Origin of the sequence: Acinetobacter sp. PW68 (assembly GCF_020982655.1) — a bacterium.
Taxonomy (GTDB): Bacteria; Pseudomonadota; Gammaproteobacteria; order Pseudomonadales; family Moraxellaceae; genus Acinetobacter; species Acinetobacter towneri_A.
The window spans coordinates 2,451,505-2,473,418 of sequence record NZ_JAHZSX010000001.1 but is presented as its reverse complement, the minus strand read 5'-3'; the positions used below and the strand labels follow the sequence as shown (position 1 = coordinate 2,473,418).

Annotated in this window: 23 protein-coding genes and 1 pseudogene; 11 read left to right on the top strand and 13 right to left on the bottom strand. The window is 41.2% G+C overall.

Going from position 1 to position 21,914, the window contains the following annotated elements; genetic code table 11:
* Nucleotides 1-64: 64 nt before the first annotated feature.
* Nucleotides 65-1,093 (bottom strand): lipase secretion chaperone, encoded by a 1,029-nt coding sequence (locus K1T76_RS11805; protein ID WP_230245443.1) that lies wholly within the window; start codon nt 1,091-1,093, stop codon nt 65-67.
* Between the two features lie 144 nt (nt 1,094-1,237).
* Between K1T76_RS11805 and truB the strand changes: the two genes are divergently transcribed.
* Complete coding sequence (gene truB / locus K1T76_RS11800; protein ID WP_230245442.1) at nt 1,238-2,143, top strand: tRNA pseudouridine(55) synthase TruB; 906 nt, start codon at nt 1,238-1,240, stop codon at nt 2,141-2,143.
* Nucleotides 2,144-2,354: 211 nt separating this feature from the next.
* Entirely contained in the window at nt 2,355-2,813 is a 459-nt protein-coding gene (locus K1T76_RS11795) for a hemerythrin domain-containing protein (protein ID WP_230245441.1), read from the top strand.
* Nucleotides 2,814-2,826: 13 nt separating this feature from the next.
* On the opposite strand, the gene K1T76_RS11790 is transcribed toward K1T76_RS11795, so the two are convergent.
* Both K1T76_RS11790 and serA read right to left on the bottom strand, forming a co-directional pair.
* Nucleotides 2,827-3,705 carry an EamA family transporter gene (locus tag K1T76_RS11790; RefSeq protein WP_019836183.1) on the bottom strand — a complete coding sequence of 293 codons (879 nt, stop codon included), beginning with the start codon at nt 3,703-3,705 and terminating at the stop codon, nt 2,827-2,829.
* A 161-nt stretch (nt 3,706-3,866) separates the two neighbouring features.
* Nucleotides 3,867-5,099, bottom strand: a complete 1,233-nt coding sequence (serA, locus tag K1T76_RS11785; protein WP_004974541.1) for a phosphoglycerate dehydrogenase — start codon at nt 5,097-5,099, stop codon at nt 3,867-3,869.
* Nucleotides 5,100-5,447: 348 nt separating this feature from the next.
* Here serA and K1T76_RS11780 point away from each other — a divergent pair, with 348 nt between their 5' ends.
* The 4 genes and pseudogenes from K1T76_RS11780 to craA all read left to right on the top strand — a co-directional run bounded on the left by K1T76_RS11780 (nt 5,448) and on the right by craA (nt 9,065).
* Nucleotides 5,448-6,857 (top strand): FAD-binding oxidoreductase, encoded by a 1,410-nt coding sequence (locus K1T76_RS11780; RefSeq protein WP_230245440.1) that lies wholly within the window; start codon nt 5,448-5,450, stop codon nt 6,855-6,857.
* Between the two features lie 139 nt (nt 6,858-6,996).
* The gene (locus K1T76_RS11775) at nt 6,997-7,368 is read left to right on the top strand and encodes a hypothetical protein (RefSeq protein WP_019836185.1); all 372 of its coding nucleotides are present in this window, start codon (nt 6,997-6,999) and stop codon (nt 7,366-7,368) included.
* A gap of 176 nt (nt 7,369-7,544) precedes the next feature.
* Nucleotides 7,545-7,654, top strand: a pseudogene (locus K1T76_RS15035) (pirin family protein); the annotation flags it as partial.
* A 181-nt stretch (nt 7,655-7,835) separates the two neighbouring features.
* Nucleotides 7,836-9,065, top strand: a complete 1,230-nt coding sequence (craA, locus tag K1T76_RS11765) for a chloramphenicol efflux MFS transporter CraA (RefSeq protein ID WP_019836187.1) — start codon at nt 7,836-7,838, stop codon at nt 9,063-9,065.
* 123 nt (nt 9,066-9,188) lie between these two features.
* On the opposite strand, the gene K1T76_RS11760 is transcribed toward craA, so the two are convergent.
* The 4 genes from K1T76_RS11760 to K1T76_RS11745 form a co-directional block, all read right to left on the bottom strand.
* Nucleotides 9,189-9,485 carry a DUF3817 domain-containing protein gene (locus K1T76_RS11760; protein ID WP_004974548.1) on the bottom strand — a complete coding sequence of 99 codons (297 nt, stop codon included), beginning with the start codon at nt 9,483-9,485 and terminating at the stop codon, nt 9,189-9,191.
* Between the two features lie 340 nt (nt 9,486-9,825).
* Nucleotides 9,826-10,368 carry a superoxide dismutase family protein gene (gene sodC / locus K1T76_RS11755; protein WP_230245439.1) on the bottom strand — a complete coding sequence of 181 codons (543 nt, stop codon included), beginning with the start codon at nt 10,366-10,368 and terminating at the stop codon, nt 9,826-9,828.
* A 163-nt stretch (nt 10,369-10,531) separates the two neighbouring features.
* The gene (locus K1T76_RS11750) at nt 10,532-11,671 is read right to left on the bottom strand and encodes an AI-2E family transporter (RefSeq protein ID WP_230245438.1); all 1,140 of its coding nucleotides are present in this window, start codon (nt 11,669-11,671) and stop codon (nt 10,532-10,534) included.
* 108 nt (nt 11,672-11,779) lie between these two features.
* The gene (locus K1T76_RS11745) at nt 11,780-12,424 is read right to left on the bottom strand and encodes a ParA family protein (protein WP_019836190.1); all 645 of its coding nucleotides are present in this window, start codon (nt 12,422-12,424) and stop codon (nt 11,780-11,782) included.
* 117 nt (nt 12,425-12,541) lie between these two features.
* Here K1T76_RS11745 and K1T76_RS11740 point away from each other — a divergent pair, with 117 nt between their 5' ends.
* Nucleotides 12,542-13,015 (top strand): Holliday junction resolvase-like protein, encoded by a 474-nt coding sequence (locus tag K1T76_RS11740; RefSeq protein ID WP_230245437.1) that lies wholly within the window; start codon nt 12,542-12,544, stop codon nt 13,013-13,015.
* Nucleotides 13,016-13,077: 62 nt separating this feature from the next.
* On the opposite strand, the gene K1T76_RS11735 is transcribed toward K1T76_RS11740, so the two are convergent.
* The gene (locus K1T76_RS11735; protein WP_230245660.1) at nt 13,078-13,662 is read right to left on the bottom strand and encodes a class I SAM-dependent methyltransferase; all 585 of its coding nucleotides are present in this window, start codon (nt 13,660-13,662) and stop codon (nt 13,078-13,080) included.
* Nucleotides 13,663-13,844: 182 nt separating this feature from the next.
* Here K1T76_RS11735 and K1T76_RS11730 point away from each other — a divergent pair, with 182 nt between their 5' ends.
* Both K1T76_RS11730 and K1T76_RS11725 read left to right on the top strand, forming a co-directional pair.
* On the top strand, nt 13,845-14,903 hold the full coding sequence (locus tag K1T76_RS11730) for an RNA-guided endonuclease InsQ/TnpB family protein (RefSeq protein ID WP_230245436.1): 1,059 nt from the start codon (nt 13,845-13,847) through the stop codon (nt 14,901-14,903).
* Nucleotides 14,904-15,097: 194 nt separating this feature from the next.
* Entirely contained in the window at nt 15,098-15,664 is a 567-nt protein-coding gene (locus K1T76_RS11725) for a hypothetical protein (protein WP_019836898.1), read from the top strand.
* A gap of 166 nt (nt 15,665-15,830) precedes the next feature.
* Here K1T76_RS11725 and K1T76_RS11720 read toward each other — a convergent pair whose 3' ends face one another.
* The gene (locus K1T76_RS11720; protein WP_230245435.1) at nt 15,831-16,163 is read right to left on the bottom strand and encodes a HopJ type III effector protein; all 333 of its coding nucleotides are present in this window, start codon (nt 16,161-16,163) and stop codon (nt 15,831-15,833) included.
* Between the two features lie 181 nt (nt 16,164-16,344).
* Here K1T76_RS11720 and crcB point away from each other — a divergent pair, with 181 nt between their 5' ends.
* Entirely contained in the window at nt 16,345-16,722 is a 378-nt protein-coding gene (crcB, locus tag K1T76_RS11715; RefSeq protein WP_019836897.1) for a fluoride efflux transporter CrcB, read from the top strand.
* 195 nt (nt 16,723-16,917) lie between these two features.
* On the opposite strand, the gene K1T76_RS11710 is transcribed toward crcB, so the two are convergent.
* From K1T76_RS11710 to K1T76_RS11695, 4 genes are all read right to left on the bottom strand, one after another.
* Complete coding sequence (locus K1T76_RS11710) at nt 16,918-17,172, bottom strand: type B 50S ribosomal protein L31 (RefSeq protein ID WP_019836896.1); 255 nt, start codon at nt 17,170-17,172, stop codon at nt 16,918-16,920.
* Nucleotides 17,173-17,295: 123 nt separating this feature from the next.
* Nucleotides 17,296-18,594 (bottom strand): ABC1 kinase family protein, encoded by a 1,299-nt coding sequence (locus K1T76_RS11705; protein WP_230245434.1) that lies wholly within the window; start codon nt 18,592-18,594, stop codon nt 17,296-17,298.
* Between the two features lie 147 nt (nt 18,595-18,741).
* Nucleotides 18,742-20,106: an MATE family efflux transporter gene (locus tag K1T76_RS11700; RefSeq protein WP_326845738.1), complete on the bottom strand. Its 1,365-nt coding sequence runs from the start codon at nt 20,104-20,106 to the stop codon at nt 18,742-18,744.
* A 38-nt stretch (nt 20,107-20,144) separates the two neighbouring features.
* A complete protein-coding gene (locus tag K1T76_RS11695; protein WP_230245433.1) occupies nt 20,145-20,606 on the bottom strand; it encodes a DMT family transporter in 462 nt (153 codons plus the stop codon).
* Nucleotides 20,607-20,728: 122 nt separating this feature from the next.
* Here K1T76_RS11695 and hemW point away from each other — a divergent pair, with 122 nt between their 5' ends.
* The gene (gene hemW / locus K1T76_RS11690) at nt 20,729-21,883 is read left to right on the top strand and encodes a radical SAM family heme chaperone HemW (protein WP_230245432.1); all 1,155 of its coding nucleotides are present in this window, start codon (nt 20,729-20,731) and stop codon (nt 21,881-21,883) included.
* Nucleotides 21,884-21,914: the final 31 nt, after the last annotated feature.

Sequence of the window (21,914 nt, the reverse complement as noted above, 5' to 3'; positions counted from 1 at the left end):
TAAAACAGCTTTTCAGGCATAAAAATGGGGCATGTTGAATGCCCCAGTTTCCTATGTAGATATGTTAGTCAGCAAAAGGTAATTTTCCACCTTGATCATGTACCTGTTCAAAGGTTTCTAAACGCAATTGCTCTTGTGGATTTTGAAAATGCTGTCCGCGTAATTGTTTCACGGCTTGTTGCTTGGCTTGATCATTCATTCCACTTTGCATGATTTGATCACGCGTACTTAAATAATCCTCTACTCGTGATTTCCACTGACTGCGTTGCCCATCTAATTGTTCTAAACGCTGAGTTGCTTCAGGACCAACCAGATTTAAACGCATTTGGCGGATTTCAGCAGCAGAACCACCACGTGCTTTAATTGCCGCAGTCAAGCTGCGTAAATCTTGCAAGGTGTTCAGCTGTTCTAAATTTTCTTGCCAATCTTGAGGTAATTGTTTAAATAATTCCTGCAATTGTCGTGCTTTTTCAGCTTCAGATAATTTTTTATCATCCATGACTGCCATGCGCTTTAGGGTATATTCGTGATAGGCATCTTCCGTACCAAATAAACCTTCAATTTCATAATCAGAAAAATATTGTTTACGCAGATTTTGCATGCTGCTAAAAATGCTGCGGTAATATTGCGGATCTTCCTGATTTAAATTCGGTGCTTGCAGTTGTCCAAGCGCATTGCGATAGTCCAAATAACGCTGCCATAAATCTAAAATTTGCGATAAGGCAGGCTCTTTATGTCCTTGTTGAATATACCTTTTAAAATCACCACGAATTTGTTTAATGCTTTTTTCGCCATATTGGGTAATAAAATATTCAAAACAGTTACGGGTTTGCTCATTCACAATCAGACGATGACTTGCATCCAGTTTAAGCTGACAATTGACTTCGGTGTCCTGCTGACTTGGGCTTAAAAAATTTGCAGCAGGGTTATTTTGCATGGCTTGCTGCATGCTCAAAGCTTGAGATGTTTCATCATTTGAGCTTTGCTGGGGTGATGTATGGGCAGAGGTTGATGGTGGCATTAGCCAATACACCAAAGCCGCAATCAGCAGTATCACTACGCCTAAAACAATCCATATTTTATGTTTCTGCATTCCAATGCACCTGTTTATCCATTTTATTTTTTTAATCTTAAGCGCCCAAATATGCCATAAAAGTAAGTCGCTGTTCTAGAAATGTTGTCATTTATCGCGGCAGATTGTTACCATGACGCAGTTTTGCTTTGACCTATGTGTGCTATGAAATCATCTGCTTCAAAAATCCAGCGCCGTGCCGTGAATGGTGTATTTTTATTGAATAAACCTTTGGGCATCAGTTCCAATGCAGCATTGCAAAAAGTGCGTTGGTTATATCGGGCGCAAAAAGCAGGGCATACAGGCGCATTAGATCCATTGGCTTCGGGTTTACTGCCGATTTGTTTGGGTGAAGCGACCAAATTTTCGCACTATTTACTCGATTCGGTGAAACGCTATCAAACCACCATTCAATTGGGACACAGCACCACCACGGGAGATGTCGAGGGTGAAGTGCTGTTGCAGCAGGCTGTACCTGCATTGAGCCAAAAGAGCATTGAACAGGTATTGGCACAATTTCAGGGCGATATTATGCAAGTTCCGCCCATGTATTCTGCCTTAAAAAAAGAAGGGCGTCCGTTGTATGAATTGGCACGACAAGGCATTGAAATTGAACGTGAAGCGCGTCCAGTCACAATTTATGCCATTGAGTTACTGTCTTTTACTGAACAGAGCATCACTTTGGATGTGACTTGTTCTAAAGGCACGTATATTCGTGTTTTAGGTGAAGACATTGCCAAAGCCTTGGGTACTTATGGACATTTGACTTATTTACATCGGATTAAAACAGGACATTTTGACCTGATTCCGAGTTATAGCATTGAATATTTGGAAAGTTTAAGTGAAGCAGAACGTGAGGCTTTATTGCTGCCTGCGTATGCACCTGTGCAGCATTTTCTACACATTCAAGTCCCTGAAGGACGCGCTGAATATTTTAGTCGTGGCATGGAAAGTAATATTGACCATCCTGCAGCAGCGCAAGTGTTGGTCTTTGATGGTGAAAAGTGTTTAGGTTTGGCTGAAATTACAGATAAAAAGCGCTTGGTACCGAAAAGGGTATTAAATCTCTAAATCTTGTTCAGATACATAACTTGAATAAAGTGGGTAAGTGAATTAAAGCTTTCTATACAAATAGTTGCAGGATTTTTGATTGATCTTCTATATAGTAGCTAGAAGATTAAAAAAAACGAAATCAAAAACTGACTCCAAAGCCGATGTGGATGTGCGAGTAGATTCTTATCAATCTGTTCGCCGCGCATGGTTAAACAAAAGAGGTCTGCATATGAATATTTTTGAAGCTTTACGCCAAAGTCACGAGATTCAACGAGATTTAGCCCGCCAACTGACGCAAACTTCAGGTGATAGCCCTGAACGTAGAGCGGTATTTGAACAACTTAAAAATGAATTATTTGCGCATGCAGTGGCAGAAGATCGCTATTTTTATATTCCCTTAATGATGACTGATGCGGGTTTAAATATCACTCGCCATGCTTTGGCAGAGCATCATCAAATGGATGAATTACTCGAACAATTAACCGAAACTGAAATGAGCAACACAGGTTGGTTGGCCATTGCAAAGCAACTGTCAGATAAAGTGCATCATCATTTAAAAGAAGAAGAACATGGCTTTTTTCAGCAGGCAGGCAAAATTTTGTCTGAACAGCAAAAACAAAGTCTAGCCAAGCAATATTTGGCAGAGTATGAAAAATACCAACAGATGTCTAAAGACAGTTTGGTTTAAGCATTATTCTGATTTAAACATTCTGCGGCTGTTTAGATTTTTTTACTGCTCTAAAAGTAACACCGACCGAAGCTAACATAATGCAGCATAAGGCGAGCCATTGCAGTGAAGTAATTTTCTCACCCAACAATACCAAGCCTGTCAGTGCGGCTAAAGCAGGCGACAAACTGGAAAGTGTGCCATAACTCATTTTGCTGAGTTGTTTCAGCGCTTGTAAATCTAAAGCATAAGGAATGGCGGTGGCGAGTACAGCAATGGCAAGTGCTTTGCCCCAATATTGAGTCTCAAACAACGCAGGTGCATTGTTATACAATCCAAATGGGATCAGTGCCAAAGCCGAAATACTGATGGCGATGGTCAGCGCGTGCATGCCAATATTTTGTTGCACCACTTTTTGCCCATAATAAATATAAAAAGCCCAGCACAATCCTGCACCTAAGGCACATGCTGCACCAAACAGACTAAAATGATCACCCTGCGCTTGTCCCCAAGGCACCATAAGAATAATGCCTAAAATCGCCAGCAATACCCAAACATAATCTTTACGGTTTTGAATGGACAATAAAGCCAAACCCAAAGGTCCGACAAACTCTAAACCTACCGCAATACCTTGCGGTAATTTGCCCAAAGACAGATAAAACAGAATATTCATTAAGCCCAAGGCTGCGCTATAGCACAATAAATCACGCCATTTTAACTGTGCGAGCCGCGACAGAATTTGCCATGAGCGAAACATGATTGCCACTATGACACTGGCAAAGCACAGTCGCAAAATCGTCACAGTAAGCGGGTCAAGCACCTGAAACAATTGTTTGGCAAAAGATGCACTAATTTGATAGGAGATCATGGATAAAACCATGAACAACACTGCAGTGAGTTGGGCGTTTGGCATGAGGACAGAAAAATACTCAACAGTGTGAAAATGAGAAAGTCAGGCAGATTATAGCAAGTTTAAAAATACAGAGCTGTGGCAACTCAAGGTCATGCCCATAGATCAGGCATAAAAAACCACAGTACTCAGACTGTGGTTTTTTGTAGCATCAGCGTGTGGTCTTAGAACAAGACACGTACGCGAATTGTGCCTTCAACTTCGTGTAAAGTATCAAGTGCTTCTTTCGATGCAGTTGCATCAACATCCATCACTAAATAACCAACATCACCTTTGGTCATAAGTGATTGACCAGAGATGTTGATGCCATGTTCAGCAAACAGGTTGTTAATTTTAGACAATACACCTGGAATATTTTGGTGAATATGCAATAAACGGTGCTTGCCTTCAGTTAATGGCAATGCAATTTCTGGGAAGTTCACTGCAGACAAAGTCATCCCTTTATCTGAATATGCTACAAACTTCTCTGCCACCTCTAAACCAATATTCGCTTGTGCTTCCATGGTAGAACCACCCACGTGCGGTGTTAAAATCACGTTTGGTAGGTTGCGTAGTGGAGAAACAAATTCTTCACCATTGGCTTTTGGTTCTTTCGGGAATACATCAACTGCAGCACCAGCAATATGACCAGACTTGATGGCGTCTGCCAAATCTTCAATTACCACACAAGTACCACGTGCCGCGTTAATGAAAATTGCGCCTTCTTTCATTTGTGCAAATTGTTCTTTTGCCATGAAATTGCGGGTAGATGGCACATCTGGAACGTGTAAAGAAACCACGTCAGCATTTGCCAATAATTCGCCCATTGAGCCCACTTGACGTGCATTACCTAAAGGTAATTTGGTCACTGCATCATAATAAATGACGTGCATACCCAAGCTTTCAGCCAATACTGAAAGTTGAGAACCAATTGAACCGTAACCCACGATACCTAAAGTTTTACCACGTGTTTCAAATGAACCAACTGCAGACTTGTTCCAGCCACCTGCATGTGTATCGGTTGATTTTTCAGGTACGCGACGTAGCAATAAAATTGCTTCAGCCAATACCAATTCTGCAACCGAACGGGTGTTTGAATAAGGGGCATTGAAAACTGGAATACCACGTTCCATTGCTGCAGTTAAGTTCACTTGGTTTGTACCAATACAGAAACAACCTACCGCAATTAGTTTGTTCGCAGCTTCAAAAACTTCTTCAGTTAGCTGTGTACGTGAACGAATTCCGATGAAATGCGCATCTTTAATCGCTTCTTTTAACGCATCGCCCTCAAGCGCTGTTTTACGATAATCGATGTTGGTATAACCCGCTGCATTTAACACGTCGATTGCGTTTTGGTGTACGCCTTCTAACAACAAGAAACGAATTTTATCTTTAGGTAGTGAAAGATGTTGGCTCATTACGGCTCCGCTACAAAGGCCAAATTTAGTGGCGGTATGATAACATAGGAGACGGGTCGATATACATTTCCTTTATGACCAAGAGTGCAGGTATTTTTTGTCAGATATAATCTCATTCAGAAATATTGGCTTCAATCTCCCTGTAATTTGCGGGTTATATTATCGGAATTGCCAATATTGACGGGTTTTTCAGAAAAATCGCTTATAATAAGCGGCATTCATGAAAGCCAACCCATGCTGTTGCTTTGATGCACAAAATTTTGTCTTAAGCATCTTCATCTAAAATCTTCAGAAGATGTTCAGACAGTCGCTTTTCTTCCTGTTTAATTCTTGCTAGGTCTGCAAACGATGAATGCTCCAGTCGCTTTAACACCTGAGTTATTGACCCAATTAACGGCAATAGTCGGTGAAAACCGTATTAAAACTGATGCTGATAGTCTCCAAAACTGGGGTCGTGACCATACAAAGCATTTTGATCCGAATCCATCGGTCATCGTTTTTCCATCCAGCACGGAACAAGTACAAGCCATTGTGAAACTGGCCAATCAGTTTAAGGTTGCAATTACGCCATCGGGCGGGCGTACTGGTTTATCTGCGGGTGCGGTAGCAGCCAATGGTGAAATTGTCGTTAGCATGGACAAGATGAACCAAATCTTGGAGTTTTTCCCTGCAGACCGTATGGTGCGTGTGCAAGCGGGTGTGGTGACTGAGCAACTACAAAACTATGCCGAAGAACAAGGCATGTATTATCCAGTCGATTTTGCATCTTCAGGTTCTTCACAAATTGGCGGTAATATCGGCACCAATGCGGGCGGTATTAAAGTTATTAAATACGGCATGACTCGTAACTGGGTGCTAGGTTTGACTGTGGTCACTGGCAAAGGAGATATCCTGCGTCTTAATAAAGGCATGATCAAAAATGCAACGGGTTATGCACTGCAACATTTATTTATTGGTGGTGAAGGTACACTCGGTTTAGTGACCGAAGCTGAAATTAAGTTAGAACGCCAACCCCAAGAATTACAAGTAATGGTGTTGGGCGTGCCTGATTTTAATTCGGTGATGCCTGTATTACACGCCTTCCAAGCCAAAATTGATCTGACTGCATTTGAATTCTTTGGTGAATTGGCGATGCAAAAAGTTTTAGATCATGGTCATGTGCAACGTCCATTTGAAACTCAATGTCCATTTTACGTGTTGCTTGAATTTGAAGCGCCATTTGAGCCAATTATGGACAAGGCGATGGAAATTTTCGAACACTGTATGGAACAAGGCTGGGTAATGGATGGCGTATTGAGCCAAAGCCTAGACCAAGTTGAAAGCTTATGGCGTTTGCGTGAAGACATTTCTGAGTCGATTGCACCGTTTATTCCATACAAAAACGATATTTCAGTATTGATTACTCATGTTCCTGCATTTATTCAGGAAATTGATGCAATTGTTGCAGAAAACTATCCTGATTTTGAAATTTGCTGGTTCGGTCATATTGGTGATGGTAACTTGCACCTGAATATTCTAAAACCTGCCGATTTAAGCAAAGACGAATTCTTTGCAAAATGTCAGGTAGTGAATAAGTATGTATTTGATACTGTAAAGAAATATGATGGTTCAATTTCTGCAGAACACGGTGTGGGCATGACCAAAAAACCATATTTGGAATATTCACGTTCGGCTGAAGAAATTGAATATATGAAAGCCTTGAAGCAAGTATTCGACCCTCAGGGCATTATGAATCCAGGCAAATTATTTGATCTGTAATTCATTTGAGTTAATAAAAAACGCATCCTAGAGATGCGTTTTTTATGCTTTTGTTTTAATTTTACATTTCTATGCTAGCGTTTTTGCGCTAACAGGGCATCATGGAAGCATAATTAATAATCAATATTTTGGAGGGGTTATGTTGCGTTTAATCACGGTTTCGGCATTGGGGGTTGCGTTGTTGTCAGGTTGTGCGACCACGCAAAACATTATTTCACAAGTAACGCCTGCAGAAACACCTTTGGCGCAGGTACTCAAACAACGTCCAGATTTGCGTAAAGAACTGGCTACCGTAGAGATTCGTCAATACTTTAACCGTGTCGAAGCACCAACTGCGGCTGAAGTGAAAATTACCGAAACAGGCTTAATGGATGATTCGGTGCGCTCAATTCGTAGCATTTATCACTTTAAAAATATAAATGGACAATGGCAGCAGGGCGATGTGCAAACCGATTACTTATGTGTACGTGGTAAAAATACCAAGACTTTCCAAAGTAAAAAATGTCCTTAAATTGCTGTAGGGCTTAGATAAACCTTGTATCTAAACCCAGATGTTTGAACTGTAAAATGAATTTGAACGCTGGTCTAAAAATGTAACACAGCGCCTGTGGATAATACTCTTCTTATCCACAGCTTTTATTTAGGATGACTTCATTCTAGTCAAAAATGTGTGAGCCTAGCATATCCATCAAAACGCTAGCATTTCTACACTGTAATGATCGCCTCATTGCCGTGGGTAGTTTTATCCTGTACTTTCGGTATTTTCATATTATCAATTGGGTAATACGGTATCGCCTTAACCCGCTGAAGGAGGTGATGCCTAACTTGGTCTGATGTCACATCAAGTACCGCAATTTATTTAACGGACTTAAAAAATGCGCCATAAATTTGCCATTCAACTCTGTTAAACTGCAGCTCAATTTTCTATTTTTATGGGCTAAACGCGGCTGAGTTGCATCGTTTTGTCCTTTATAACTCATGCCACAGCAGCAAAAAAATACCATTCAACGTGCCACACTCATGTTTCCCTTGGCTTTGGTCTTGTTTGAGTTCGCGGTTTATATTGGCAATGACTTGGTTCAACCCGCAATGTTGGCCATCACACAAGATTTTGGTGTCAGTAGTGCATGGGCTGCTTCGTCTATGTCATTTTATTTGCTTGGCGGTGCTTGTGTGGCGTGGTTATTGGGGCCACTCTCTGACCGTTTGGGACGCAAAAAAGTATTATTGGGCGGCGTGGCATTTTTTACCCTAACCTGTTTATTGATCTTATTGACTCAGAATATTGAAAGCTTCCTTGTTCTTCGTTTTTTTCAAGGTTTTGGTTTGTCAGTCATTAGTGCAGTGGGTTATGCGGCTATTCAGGAAAACTTTGCAGAACGTGATGCAATTAAAGTCATGGCGCTCATGGCGAACGTCTCTTTACTTGCTCCCTTGCTCGGCCCAGTCTTAGGTGCATTTATGATTGAGCATGTTTCTTGGCATTGGGGTTTTATCGGCATAGCACTTTTGGCATTTTTGAGTTGGTTTGGTTTGAAAGCCAAAATGCCTGAAACTCAGCAAAGTATTCCTAAACGTCCGTTTCGAGATGTGTGGGATGATTTTAAGCATGTCTTTCAAAATACTAGATTCTTAGGTCTGACATTGGCGCTGCCTTTATTGAGCATGCCTTTAATGTTGTGGATTGCATTATCTCCCGTGATGTTGGTTGAAGATTTAGGCTTTAGCAGTCTGCAATACGGTTTAGCACAGTTTCCTGTTTTGGGTGGTTTGATTTTAGGCAATCTGGTACTGATGAAAGTCATTGACCGTTTACCTTTAGGAAAAACAGTCTTGATTGGTTTACCTTTAATGTTGTTAGGTAGTGTGCTGATCGTATTGGGAGCAATTTGGCAAAGCTATTTTGTTTGGTGTTTGGTGATTGGTATGAGCTTGATTAGTTTCGGTGAGGGAATGAGCTTCTCAGTCTTATATCGTTTCGCCTTAATGTCATCGGAAGTGTCTAAAGGTACTGTTGCTGCTAGTGTTTCAATGCTATTGATGCTGTGCTTTTTTATTGTGATTGAACTGGTACGTGTTTTATATATGCGGTTTGATATTTGGGCGTATAGTTTGGCTTGTTTGGTGCTGATAACGCTCTGGTTTAGTTTGCCACGCATGATGCTTAAACAGGTGATGCAGGAGCGAGTTGCTGCAGGGCAGTTTTAAGGGTTTGAATTTTTTTAGCTGCATCATAAAAAAAGGCGATGTTGTATCGCCTTGCAATATTTGATTTAGAAATCAAATATCAAATAATGTGTAATGTGATAAACGCTAAAAAGGACTTGTAGATTAAGCTTGTACTGGTTGTTCCATCTTTTTCAATTTAGCATCAAAAACAAATGGGCCAAAAGGTAAAATTGATGCAATTAAGCCCAAAATAAACATTTTAAGAGACCATTTTTGTTTTTCACAAACCACAAAAAGCACCACTAAAAATGCGATAAACAATACGCCGTGACCCATACCTACATATTTCACTAAAATTGGGTTATCGAACATATATTTCATTGGCATGGCAATAAATAACAATAATAAGAATGAAATACCTTCTAGGAACCCAACCCAACGTAATGTTTTAATATTCATGCCCAAATCTTTTTCATGTCGATAAAACAGCAGTGTAGCGCAAATAGTGACAATCTCAAAGACGAGCTGTTGCGAGCTCTGCACATTGATGAACTAGATACGATGGCTGCAAAATTGAGCTAATTTTGTGCAAGTTAGTAGCAAGTTATTAAAAAACGAGTAAGTATGGTTATGAAAGACGAACGATATAAAGCAAGAAGAGCTGCATTGAGCGTCGTTTGAGAATAAGCCATAATAAGATAAATTCTACTTTTTGCGGATAAGTCGAAAGGCATGTGTATAACCCTTAACTTATCCACAATTGGTAATAAATGTTTTATTGAAAATGCATCATGCTCGCTTAAATAATCCCACAGGCAATTCGCTCACCGCCGCCGCCCAATGGTTTTGGATGGTCGGCATAGTTATCACCGCCTGCATGAATCATCAAGGCCAATCCTTCAACTTGTGCCAATGTTAAACGGGGTGCAATCACGGTCACTTTGGCTGTTCCGTCGTTTGCAATACTTAAAGCCGGTAAGTCCCCTAAATGTCCTGTCAGCGGCGTACCATGATGCGTGACATTTTTGGGATTATAATGTCCGCCCGCTGCCAAAGCAGCAACCATTTTTCCATCTTTTTCTGCTGCTGCACATGAACCTTTTTCATGGATATGAAAACCTCGTTCGCCTGCAGGGAGTTGTTGGAGTTGGGTGTGAATGACTAAGCCTGCTGCACTGTCACGCAGTTCAACCGTACCTAATTCCTTGCCAATCCCTTGTGCTGAAACAGCATGCATTTTTACAATTTTTGATTTTTGTTGTGTGGTCGCGGTGGTGCTGCAACCCATGAGTACTAGGCCACTAAAAGCAGCAAGACTGGCAAATTTGAGTATTGAGCGCATAAAAGACATCCTGTTTGTTGTGCATAATATTTAGGGATGTCTTGATTGAAGCAAAGTTAGCTCCGTTACAATACAACGTTTGCGTAGTAGTATGTATGTACTGTGTTGAGCTGATTTATTCAGATCAACACAGCCATGTGAGCAATATGATCAGTAAAACAGCTTAATCAAGCTTTGAATTGGATGATGAATCATCTTCAGGGAGATCATGCGCAAGGGTGGCTTTGGGCAACATTAAAGCTTCCGGCTGGTTATTTTCATGCAACCATTCACGCCAAATGGCCAGTAACACGGCCAAAATAACAGGGCCAATAAACAGGCCAATTAGGCCAAAGCTAGCAATGCCACCCAGTACACCAAACATAATCAATAAGAATGGAATTTGGGTTGCACCTGAAATCACCAAGGGGCGAATCACGTTATCGGCAGTGCTGACCACACATACACCCCATGCCATGACTCCAATAGCTTCCATGGTATGCCCTTGGCTAAATAACCAGAGCGACACCGAACCATAAGCTAAAGGTGGGCCAAACGGAATTAAGGCAAATAAGAAAGTCACAATGGTTAGCACCATCGGATTAGGTACCCCAGCGACAAAATAACTTAGGCCTGCGAGTAAAGCCTGCGCAATTGCTGTGAGTCCAACGCCATACACCACAGCACGTGTGGTTTCAGAAATAGTATCTAAATAGTGATGAATACGTGGCCCAATCACCATTTCTAGCGCTTTGCTGACTTGATGCAAAATGGTGTGACCATCGCGGTAGAAAAAGAATAATGACAGCAGGGCAAAACCCAGTTTGATCAGGTTTTTGCTAACTTCATTAATCACCACTTTGCCGTAATTTAAATGCCCTTGAATCCATAAGGAAATGGATTGCACAATGCTATTCGGGTCGTGATTAATTTCTTTAAGGGTACGCGTTACTTCTTTACCAATAATGGGTAAATTGCGAATGAAATCAGGGACATTTAAGTGCCCAGAAAAGACCTGTTTTTGTAATTCGTAATATAAATTACGACCTTCATGTTGCAGAATAAAAATGGCAAAGGTGAGTGGAATTCCCACCACCAAAGTAATCAATAGCATCATTAGGGCTGCACTGAGCGTAGGTCGCTGACCACATAGACGCAGCACAGATTGATACAGTGGCCAACTCATGTAGGCAATAATCGCTGCCCAAACAACAGGAACAATGAAGTATTTGAGGATGTGAAAACTCAAAAAAATCAGGACAAAAAACAGTCCAAACAATAAAATTTTTTGTAATGTTGGCGCGTATTGTTGCACTGAATTCACTGAAACATTCCTAAGGTCATCTGCCATATTAACTGAAAAAAAAGCTCCCGAAAACGAGAGCTTGGTAAGTTCTGGTGAATAAATTCTAAATGGTGGTGACTGTATGCATTAAAACCATTGGCTAGGGTCATCTACAATGGTGTTTAATACAGGTTGCCATTGGTTTTGCATCTGTAAATAAGTTTTTTGGGTTTTATCAAAAATACTGAGACCCTGCATGGCCAATTGTCCGTAAGCGGCACGTTCTGAAATCCAAGCCACAGGTTGTTGTTCAATTTTCTGGAAAAAGTCCTGAATATCTTTAGAGCTGGCAGAGTTGGGTTTAACACGGTTGGCCAGCAATAAAATTTGTACCTTGCCTTTGCGAATGCGCTTAATATCTTGTAAATGCTTTAAAAAGCGACGGGTGGAGTCAATGTCAAAAAATGAAGGTTGTAGTGGCGTGATAATGGCATGTGCTTCACTGATCAATTGCTCGGCATGCTCACCCGATAACGCACCAGGTGCATCAATAATTAAATATTCAATGTTTTTGGGTGCATCGCCAATCGACTTTTCATGACGCCAATCTAAACTTTGAATTGGAGCGGCTGTTTCTGGTCGTTGTTTTAACCATTGCAGCGCAGATTTTTGATTGTCGGCATCCGCCAAAGCAACTTTATAGCCTTTTTGTGCAAGCGCAGATGCTAAACTAATAGCCGTAATGGTTTTTCCACAGCCACCTTTTTGGTTGGCAATTAATATAGTTTTCATGACCCTCGAATCGATTTTAATCTGCTCATCCCTAGCATATCATTGTTTTGTGCTCGGAATATGACAGTTGACAAAAGTCGTATCGAGTTCTGCAAAAAAAGGTTTAGGAAGGTTTTTATGTCAATCTGGATGGCAATGCTGATAGGTGCCTGTATCGGCGTGGTGCTGACCACCTTAATATTAAGTAATAGCCGCAATGGACGGATTAAAGCCGAGTATGAACAATATATTGCAGAAATTGAACTGGCGCATCAGCAGGCGTTATTGCAGGCACAAAAGCGCAGTGTGAATACCAGTCGTGCGGTGCTGAAAGGCAAAATGGCAGAGCAATTGGCACCGATTATGCCCGAATTTCAATATTTACCGAGTGATGCTAAATTTTTAGGTGATCCTGTTGATTATATCGTGTTCGATGGCTATACCAATTATCGGGATGGCGATGGGCGTGCCGAAGATATTGCCATTGTTTTGATTGATATTAAAAGTGGTGGCGCACGTTTGACCAAAGGTCAGCAAGCAATTGCGCAGGCCATTCAACAGGGTAGACTGCGTTTTGAAACCATTCGGATTGATTTTGAAGATTGCGATTAAAATTGCTGCGTACAGCAACGTATCATCATCTTTATTTTTGTGGTGAGATTACACGTAATACTTTATTCCATAGTTGTACGAGGTTTATGTACTCGCGCCAATAACATGCGCTGTGCAAGACTGGGGATATCTGCAGCATCAACATATTGGATTTCACCCAACTCAAAACCAGTTTCCAGTAGGGCAATTTCAATGTCACGGTTTAAGTGACAGCCATCTGCAACTTTCTTTTGAATTGGTGTTAGCAGATGTTGTAAACGCTGAACATTCAAATTTTGTCGATTTAAAACGTGTTCTACGAGGTGCAAAGTACCGCCTGGTTGCAAGACGCGATAAATCTCTCGTAGGCTTTGTTCTAGGTCTGGAATACTGCACAAGGTCCACGTGGACACCACATGCTGCAATTGATCATTTACAAAAGGCAGTTGTTCTGCACTTGCGGTAATCTGCTCAACCACGAACGGTGCTGCATCAATTCGTTGCTGCGCCAATTTGAAAACTGCTGCATTGGGTTCTAAGGCATACACGGTATCTACACCCTGATAAAAAGGTAAATTTAAACCTGTGCCAAAGCCAATTTCCAAAACTTCTCCCGATACGCCCAATAAAAGCTCTCGTCGCAAATCCATTAAGGATGGGGTTTGCATGACTTGATTCAGCAAGTGCGGAAAAATATGTTTTTGAGAAAATTTATCCACTGGAGCGTAAAACCTCGTGGTTCAGCACGAGGATATAAGCGACTAGGGTAAACCATATTAACGACACGAAATGTCTTTTTAAATACTTGTACTATAATCATTATTAAGAAAAATATTGTTAAAATAATTGGATGAAGACACTCAAATTACGCATAAAAGACAAACATTGTAAGGTGCTAAATCAGTTAGCATCCGAAGTAAATTTTGTCTGGAATTATGTCAATGATTTGTGTTTTAAACATCTTCAAAGAAAACAACAATTCTTTTCAGCATACGACATTGCAAAATACACGAAAGGCACATCGAAAGAATGCAACTTGCACAGTCAAACTATTCAGGCAGTGACAGAAGAATTGGTCACAAGACGCAAGCAGTTCAAAAAAGCAAAACTAAAATGGCGTGTCAGTAATAAAAAATCAGCTAGACGTTCATTGGGTTGGATACCGTTTAAAAAGGTTGCAATCAAATATGCTGATGGCTATGTTCAATATGGCAAGCATCAATTTAAACTATGGGATAGTTACGGATTAAGTAAATACAATATCAAAACAGGCACATTCGTAGAAGATAGTCGTGGACGTTGGTATGTTTGTCTTGTAGTTGATGCAGTCAAAATAGAAAAAAACAACGCTAAAACCTCAATTGGCATAGATTTAGGTTTAAAAGATTTAGCGACTTGTTCAGATGGCGTAAAACTTAAAGCACCTCAAATCTATCGGCAATATGAACAAAAACTTGGTATTGCTCAACGTGCAAAAAATAAGAAACGTGTCAAAGCCATCCATGCTAAGATTAAAAATGTAAGACAAAACATGCTGCATCAATTCAGCCGAAAATTGGTTAATGAACATGCAGCCATCTTCGTTGGCAATGTGAATGCCAAAGCATTAGCACAAACCAGATTGGCTAAATCAGTGCTAGATGCCAGTTGGACAACACTAAGAACCATGCTCAAGTATAAATGCGAGAACGCAGGGGTATGTTATGAAGAAGTCAATGAAGCCTATACCACCCAAATCTGTTCGTGCTGTGGCTCACGCTCCAGTAGTCCGAAAGGTAGAGCAGGACTTGGAATAAGAGAATGGCAGTGTGTGGAGTGCGGTACGCTCCATGATCGGGATGTAAATTCCGCACTGAATATTCTTGCGCTCGGACATGAGCGTCTAGCAGTAGGAATCTCCGTCCTTTAGGTCGAGGAGGATGTCAAAGAGCATGTGCAGATCTGATTATGGATTTTATGACCCTAAGCTTAGCTGAAATTACAGGTTTTTGGTCATGCCAGAATAAGCGAATGAATGCATTTTGTTACCAATTTCAACTATTGTATTCATAATCTGTGATTAAGATAAATATAGATAGATGAATTTGTTAGGTAGATTTTAAGATGAACACACATATTTCGCTAAAACTCACGGCATTGTTACTGACTCTGGCTTTGCCATTTTCTGTCTATGCCTCAGTCGAGCGTAATATTGCCAAAGGTCTGCCTCCTGTATTGAAAAGTCAGTCGATTGAAGTGTTGCAACCCTTTAAAGGTGATTTTCGGATTTTGGGTTCAAAAATCTATCAAGATGATGCCCAAGCCAAATTTTCTCCGATTGATTATGCGGTGAGTTGGGGCTTGTTTGCTGAGCCTGAAATTGCCCGTCATATCACAGTCAATCAATATGACCGCTATTTAAACTGGAAAATAGACCGTTTACCTGTGCCTGCTGAACAAGCCATGCAAATGGTATCTAATATGCACATCATTCCTGCTAACCCAAAAATTGCCAAAGACATTCAAAAAGTAAAACGTGGTGATTTGGTGCGTTTAAAAGGTGAGTTGGTCGAAGTGAAAGATCACGACTTGGTTTGGACGTCCTCTCTTACACCAATCGATACGGGGGATGGTGCTTGTGAAGTATTTCGCGTTAGTTCAATTCAGTGGATTGAAAAAGCAAAAAGCTGAGTGTGATGTTTAGTTTAGAGTTTGAATTGTAGATACATGCCGAAACCGCATCTTAAACACGGTAAATAGCTTCAGTATTGCTCCTCGTGAAACGTACACATCCCTAATAAAAAACCGCATGATTAGGTTTAACTTTCATGCGGTTTTTGCTTGGTTAAAATTGTTTTTATTTGGCGCTAAGGGCTAGCGTTTCAAACTGAATACCATCCCAACCGTGCTGCATAAACTGGCGGATATTTTGATGATCAGTCCCTTCAGGTGTTGCAAGTACCGAAGCATAATGTTCTGCAAATAGGCTGAGGGTCTGCGCCTGATTTAAGCCATTGAGTTTCGCAAATGAAAAGATTTTGGCACTGCCTTGATTTTCATTGGCAGCGTTGAGCTGTTGCCCATTTTTAAAAGCAGTTGGCGTGTGGTTGTAACGTGCTTCAATAAATGTAAGCACATCGGTAAAGTTTGCAGTGCCTGCTTCAAGTTGCGCCAATAATTCCTGAGCCATCCTGTTCTCCATTGTGCCTAAAAATATTATGCAGACTAGCGCAATTTTTATAGCAAAGTCTATGTGTTTTTTGAGTGTAAAATGGCATTTAAAATCATGATTCTTGTATAGTGTGACTAAACTTTAATTGTGCGGTGATGGTTCATTCATCCCACTTTTTTTCATTAGGATTCAAAACACAATGAATTGGCTTTTGGTGGCAATGGGCGGTGCAATTGGCGCAAGTTTACGCTATTCTGCCAGCCTGTATTTATTTAAATCTACCCAGCATTTTCCGTGGGCCACGTGGACAGTGAATTTACTCGGTTGTTTTTTAGCGGGTGTATTTTTTGCATATAGTCAAAAATATCCCGCTTTACAGCAGGAAGCGCGTTTATTACTGATGGTGGGTGTTTTAGGTGGCTTTACTACTTTTTCTAGTTTTGGTTTGGAAACTTGGCAACTATTCAGACATGGACAGCAGGGGATGGCGTTTAGTTATGCGCTTTCTAGTGTGGTTTTAGGCGTGATGTTTCTAGGGTTGGGTTTTTATGTAATTCAACAGTTTTTAAAACATTAAATTAGGGTCTGTACCCGATTAATCGTTATGTAGAAGAAAATTACAAATAAAAAAGAAGCCCAAGCTGGAGGAGAGTGCTTGGGCTTTGAAGATAGAGGATATCGCATCGTTTCGATGAGCAATCTTGCTATTTTTAAAATATAAAACAAAAAGCTTAACTGAATATGAAGTGTTTGTGAGATTTTGCAATAAAACTCAAGCTTTGCGTTTGAAACGTGCAAAGCGTTTGTTGAAGCTCGCAACACGTCCTTCATTGCTGGTTTGACGTTGCTCGCCTGTGTAGAACGGATGCGATGCGCTTGAAATATCCAAAGTCACATAAGGATATACCTTGCCTTCATATTCTTTAGTTTGGCTGCTTTGTAAGGTGCTGCCAATCACAAAATAGGCATTGGCGTTGGTGTCGTGGAATAAAACTTCACGATATTCAGGGTGGATATTCGGACGCATGAGATTTCTCCAAACTAAGTGTGCAATTTGAGAAATGTTATAACATAACAATTGATTTAGCAAATAAAACCCAAACAGATTGAGTTTTATTTTCAGCATCCTTTGCTTCGTCCAAAGCTGAGTCTAAGCTCGTGGTGGAACCAGTTCTTCAAAAATATCATTTAAATTATCATGTACTTTTAAATGAATTAAATTCCAATAATGTCCTGAAACGGTACGATTCACCATTAATGTATCGGGAGAAGGCTTAAACACATCCCAATATTTCAGTGAACTTTTGACCAACTCAACACCATCATGATGCGCAGAATTTTCAGCAAAATCATAATGTGTGGTGAGTGGACGCATCAGCACTTCTAACCATTGCAAATATAAATCTTCAGGGAATTTGCCCAATGCAGAAATGGCCTGTAGTGCGTCTAAATGCTGTTCAATTTCGGCAATATCTTGCGCACGTGCAGCATGAATCAGTTGTCTAAAATGATGCACGACATCATTCGACAAAGTTTTGACGCCGCCGTAATCATAAATCACCACAGAACCATCTTGGCGGAACGCAAAGTTGCCCGGATGCGGGTCGCAATGAAAGCGTTTTAAATAAAAGATTTCTTGACCCATGGCACGCAATAAACGTCGTCCCAAAGTGTTGCGGGTACGCTGTGGCCATGTGCTTGCCGTTTCAATACTTTCACCTTGCTCTAGGCTCAATGTGAGGATATGCCGTGATGAATAGTCTTTAAACACTTGCGGGATAATAATTTTATCATCCAAAGCCGCATGAAACGTACGCGCTACTTCTAGGTTTTGTGCCTCAATCTGGTAATTCAGCTCATTGTCTAAACTTTCCTGAATTTCCTGAAATAGACGGTCTTGTAATTTACGGTCTATTTTAAGTACACCCATTAAACGCAGTGCCAAACGGACTTGTTTCAGGTCACTTTCGCAGGCTTCATCGACCCCAGGATATTGCACTTTGACCACCACTTGCTCGCCATTGGGTAAAATGGCTTTATGCACTTGCCCAATAGATGCGGCTGCAAACGGAGTTTCATCAAAGTGTTTAAAAATTTTGTCGAGCGGTTTACCGAGTTCTTTTTCAACTTGTGCCTTAATTTCAGCAAAAGGCATGGCAGGTGCTTGGCGCTGTAATTTACTGATGGCTTTGGCAACTTCAGGCGGAAAAATATCTTTATATTGCGAGGCAATTTGCCCGACTTTCATCACCGCACCTTTCATTTCGCCTAAGGTATCAGCGATTTGGATACCAATATCCTGAAACAATTGGCTGCGTGCCGCATTTTTTTGTTCTTCGTCTGCGGTGATGTTTTTTAACGAGTTCGTTACCGTTTTGGTTGCAATACTTGCTGTCATGCTCGCAAGTTTCATAAAGCGACGACCGGGTGTGCGCGCCGTTTTTGCCATGCGATGTTCCTCAAGATCATCTTTACTATCTTTTGATCATAAGTGTTCGTGAGCAAAATGCCTACTTTTAATTGTTAAAGCATTTATTTTCATCACACGACCCACATGCCAAAACGTATTTCAGCATGCGGGTAAGTAGGCTGAGGTTTATGCTGAAAACTGGCGTTCAAGTCGTCGATTATTGAAATATAAGCGGGTCAGAAGTAACACGCAGGCAATGCTTAAACCGACAATCAGTCCGACCCAAACCCCTGCAGCGCCCATACTGCTATAACGGGTTAAATACACGCCAATGGGGAAGGCCACAACCCAATAAGCGAGCATGGTAATCCACATTGGGCCTTGCGTGTCTTGCATGCCACGCAAACAACCTGCCGCGCTGATTTGCCACGCATCCATGAGTTGATAGGCAATCGCAAATATTAATAAAGACATCGTCACTTGCGCCACTTGCGGGTCACGGGTATAGATTGAAATGATTTCAGGACGGAAAAACCACATCAGTGCCATGGTGGAAAAGGCAAATACAGTTGCAGTTGCAAAGCCCAAGCCTTGTACTTTACGCATGGCGTGTATATTTTGTTCGCCATAATAGGTGCCAATACGAATGGTCAGGGCAATTGCTAAAGACATGGGAATCATAAATAACTGAGATGTGACCGACATGGCAATTTGATGGGCTGCCAGTTTGGTTTCTCCCAAAGGGCTAATCACAATAGCGGCAGTACTAAAAATACTCACTTCAAAGAAAATAGCTAAACCAATGGGCAGTCCTAACAGCAAAATACGTTTAATCCAGACCGCATCAATCGCTTCCCATTGGCTAAATACCTGTGTGCTTTGATAGGCGGGACTTTTAAAAATATAAAATGCCAAAGTTATAAACATTAACCATTGCAAAATGGCAGTGGCAAAACCACAACCCGCACTGCCCAGTTCAGGCATAGGCCCCCAACCATACATAAACATAAAGTTCAGTGGAACCAATAAAGCCAATGCCAACAGACTAATTACGGTCACAGGGCGTGGATAGCCCAATGCTTCTGAATAACCGCGCAAAGCGGCATACATGGTCACGGCAGGCATCCCAAAACCGATGGCATGTAAAAATAAGCCTGCTTTGGGCTGTAAATTTTCAGGCACACCAAATAACGGCAATAGTGCCGGCATGAGCTGTAAAATCAGTCCGGCAATCACGCCTAAAATAAATGCAATCCATAAAGATTGACGGGCGATGGTGGTAATTTTTTCTGGGGTACGTGCGCCTTTGGCTTCGGCGACTAAGGGTGTGGTGGCAATCATAATGCCACTGAACAGCAGCATAATGGGCATCCATAAACCAACCCCAACAGCAATGGCCGCTAAGTCGGTGGCAGACATGTGACCTGCCATAATGGTATCAATTAGACCTAAACCAGCTTGCGCAAATTGTGTGACCAAAATTGGAATCATCAGTTTAAAAAGCTGTTTTAATTCAAAACGGGTCGTGGTCACAGAATGTATATTTGACACAAAAAATCTCAATGGCTGAGGTGCTTAGCGTTTGGGTATTAGCGTTGTAAAGTGAGAAGCACACCAATAAAAATCACTACGCTACCTAGAAGACGTTGCCAGTTGATAGCAACTTTTTCAGTGCCCAGGAACCCAAAATGATCAATCAGCATTGAGGTGACCATTTGTCCAAAAATAATCACCCCAGACAAAGTAAGCAAACTTAGTTTGGGAGCACTATAAATACTCATGCTGATGGCATAAACCCCTAAACATCCGCCAATCCATAAATACCAAGGAATGTTGAGCAAGGTGCTGAGGTTGGGTTTTTCGACTTGCTGAAAAAATACCAGTACGGCTAAAACTATTGTACCAACCAAAAAAGAGAAAAGGGCAGCTTGTAGCGGAGAATATAAATATTCACGCAATTGGCTGTTGATTGCAGTTTGAAATGCCATTGCAATCCCGATGCCCATCGCCAGTGGCAAAATTAAGAGTAATTGGCTGGATATCTTCATCATTTGCACATTTTTTCTTATTTCATATACTCTAGTCTAAAGCAAATTCTAGGCAATACATCGGTGTCTTGCTGTAGTCATGTTAAAATCTGTATCACTGTTTTGATTTTGCATTGAGCCTGTCTTTGAACCCACTTCATCCCATTGATATTCCTTTATCTTTATATATTCACATGCCGTGGTGCGTGCGTAAGTGTCCGTATTGTGATTTTAATTCTCATGCTGTGCCTGACGGTAAATTGAGTTTAGATTTAGAGCAAGAATATCTACAGGCTTTGCTGGAAGATTTTAAAACTCAGACTCAGTTTGCGCAGGGACGAAAAATCCACAGCGTCTTTATTGGCGGTGGTACGCCTTCGCTGATTTCAGCACAGGGTTACCAATGGTTATTTACACAGCTTAAAGCCGTGCTTGCTTTTGAGGATGACTGCGAAATTACGCTGGAAGCCAATCCAGGTACAGTGGAGCATGATCCCTTTGCAGATTATTTGGCTGCAGGCATTAACCGTTTGTCGATTGGCGTGCAGAGTTTTAATACTGAGCATTTAAAAAAATTAGGGCGTATTCATTCTAATGATGATGCGATTGCCGCAATTGGCTTGGTGCGTGAAGCGGGCTTTCAGCGAATTAATGTCGATTTAATGCATGGCTTGCCTGAACAGACTTTGCAGCAGGCACTGCAGGATTTAAAACTGGCAGTGGAACATGGTGCAACGCATATTTCATGGTATCAATTGACCATCGAGCCTAATACTGTATTTTTCCGCACTCAGCCGATTTTACCTGTAGATGATGTCTTGGAAGAAATTCAGGCGCAAGGTGAAGCTTATTTAACTGCGCAAGGTTTTGTGAATTATGAAGTGTCTGCATGGCGTAAAGAGTTGCCGTCTGCGCATAATTTAAATTATTGGCAGTTTGGCGATTATTTGGCGATAGGTGCGGGGGCACATGGTAAAGTGACTATGCCTGATGGTGTGTATCGCTTCCAAAAAACCCGTTTGCCGAAAGATTACTTAGCCAAAGTACCTGCGGAAAACTTGCAGTTTAAAGCAATTGCAGCCGATGAGTTACCGTTTGAATTTATGATGAATGCACTGCGCCTGAATGATGGGGTTGAGGCAAACTTGTATGCTGCCCGTACAGGTTTAAATTTGGAAGATTTGCAGGATATTTTAAATACATTGCGTCAGCGGCAATTGTTGCAGGATGATCCGAAGCGATTGGCATGTACCGCGCAAGGGCATGTGTTTTTAAATTCGGTGTTGGAAGCATTTTTGTGATGCTTTGGGATTAGTCAAAATGGCAGCTGTG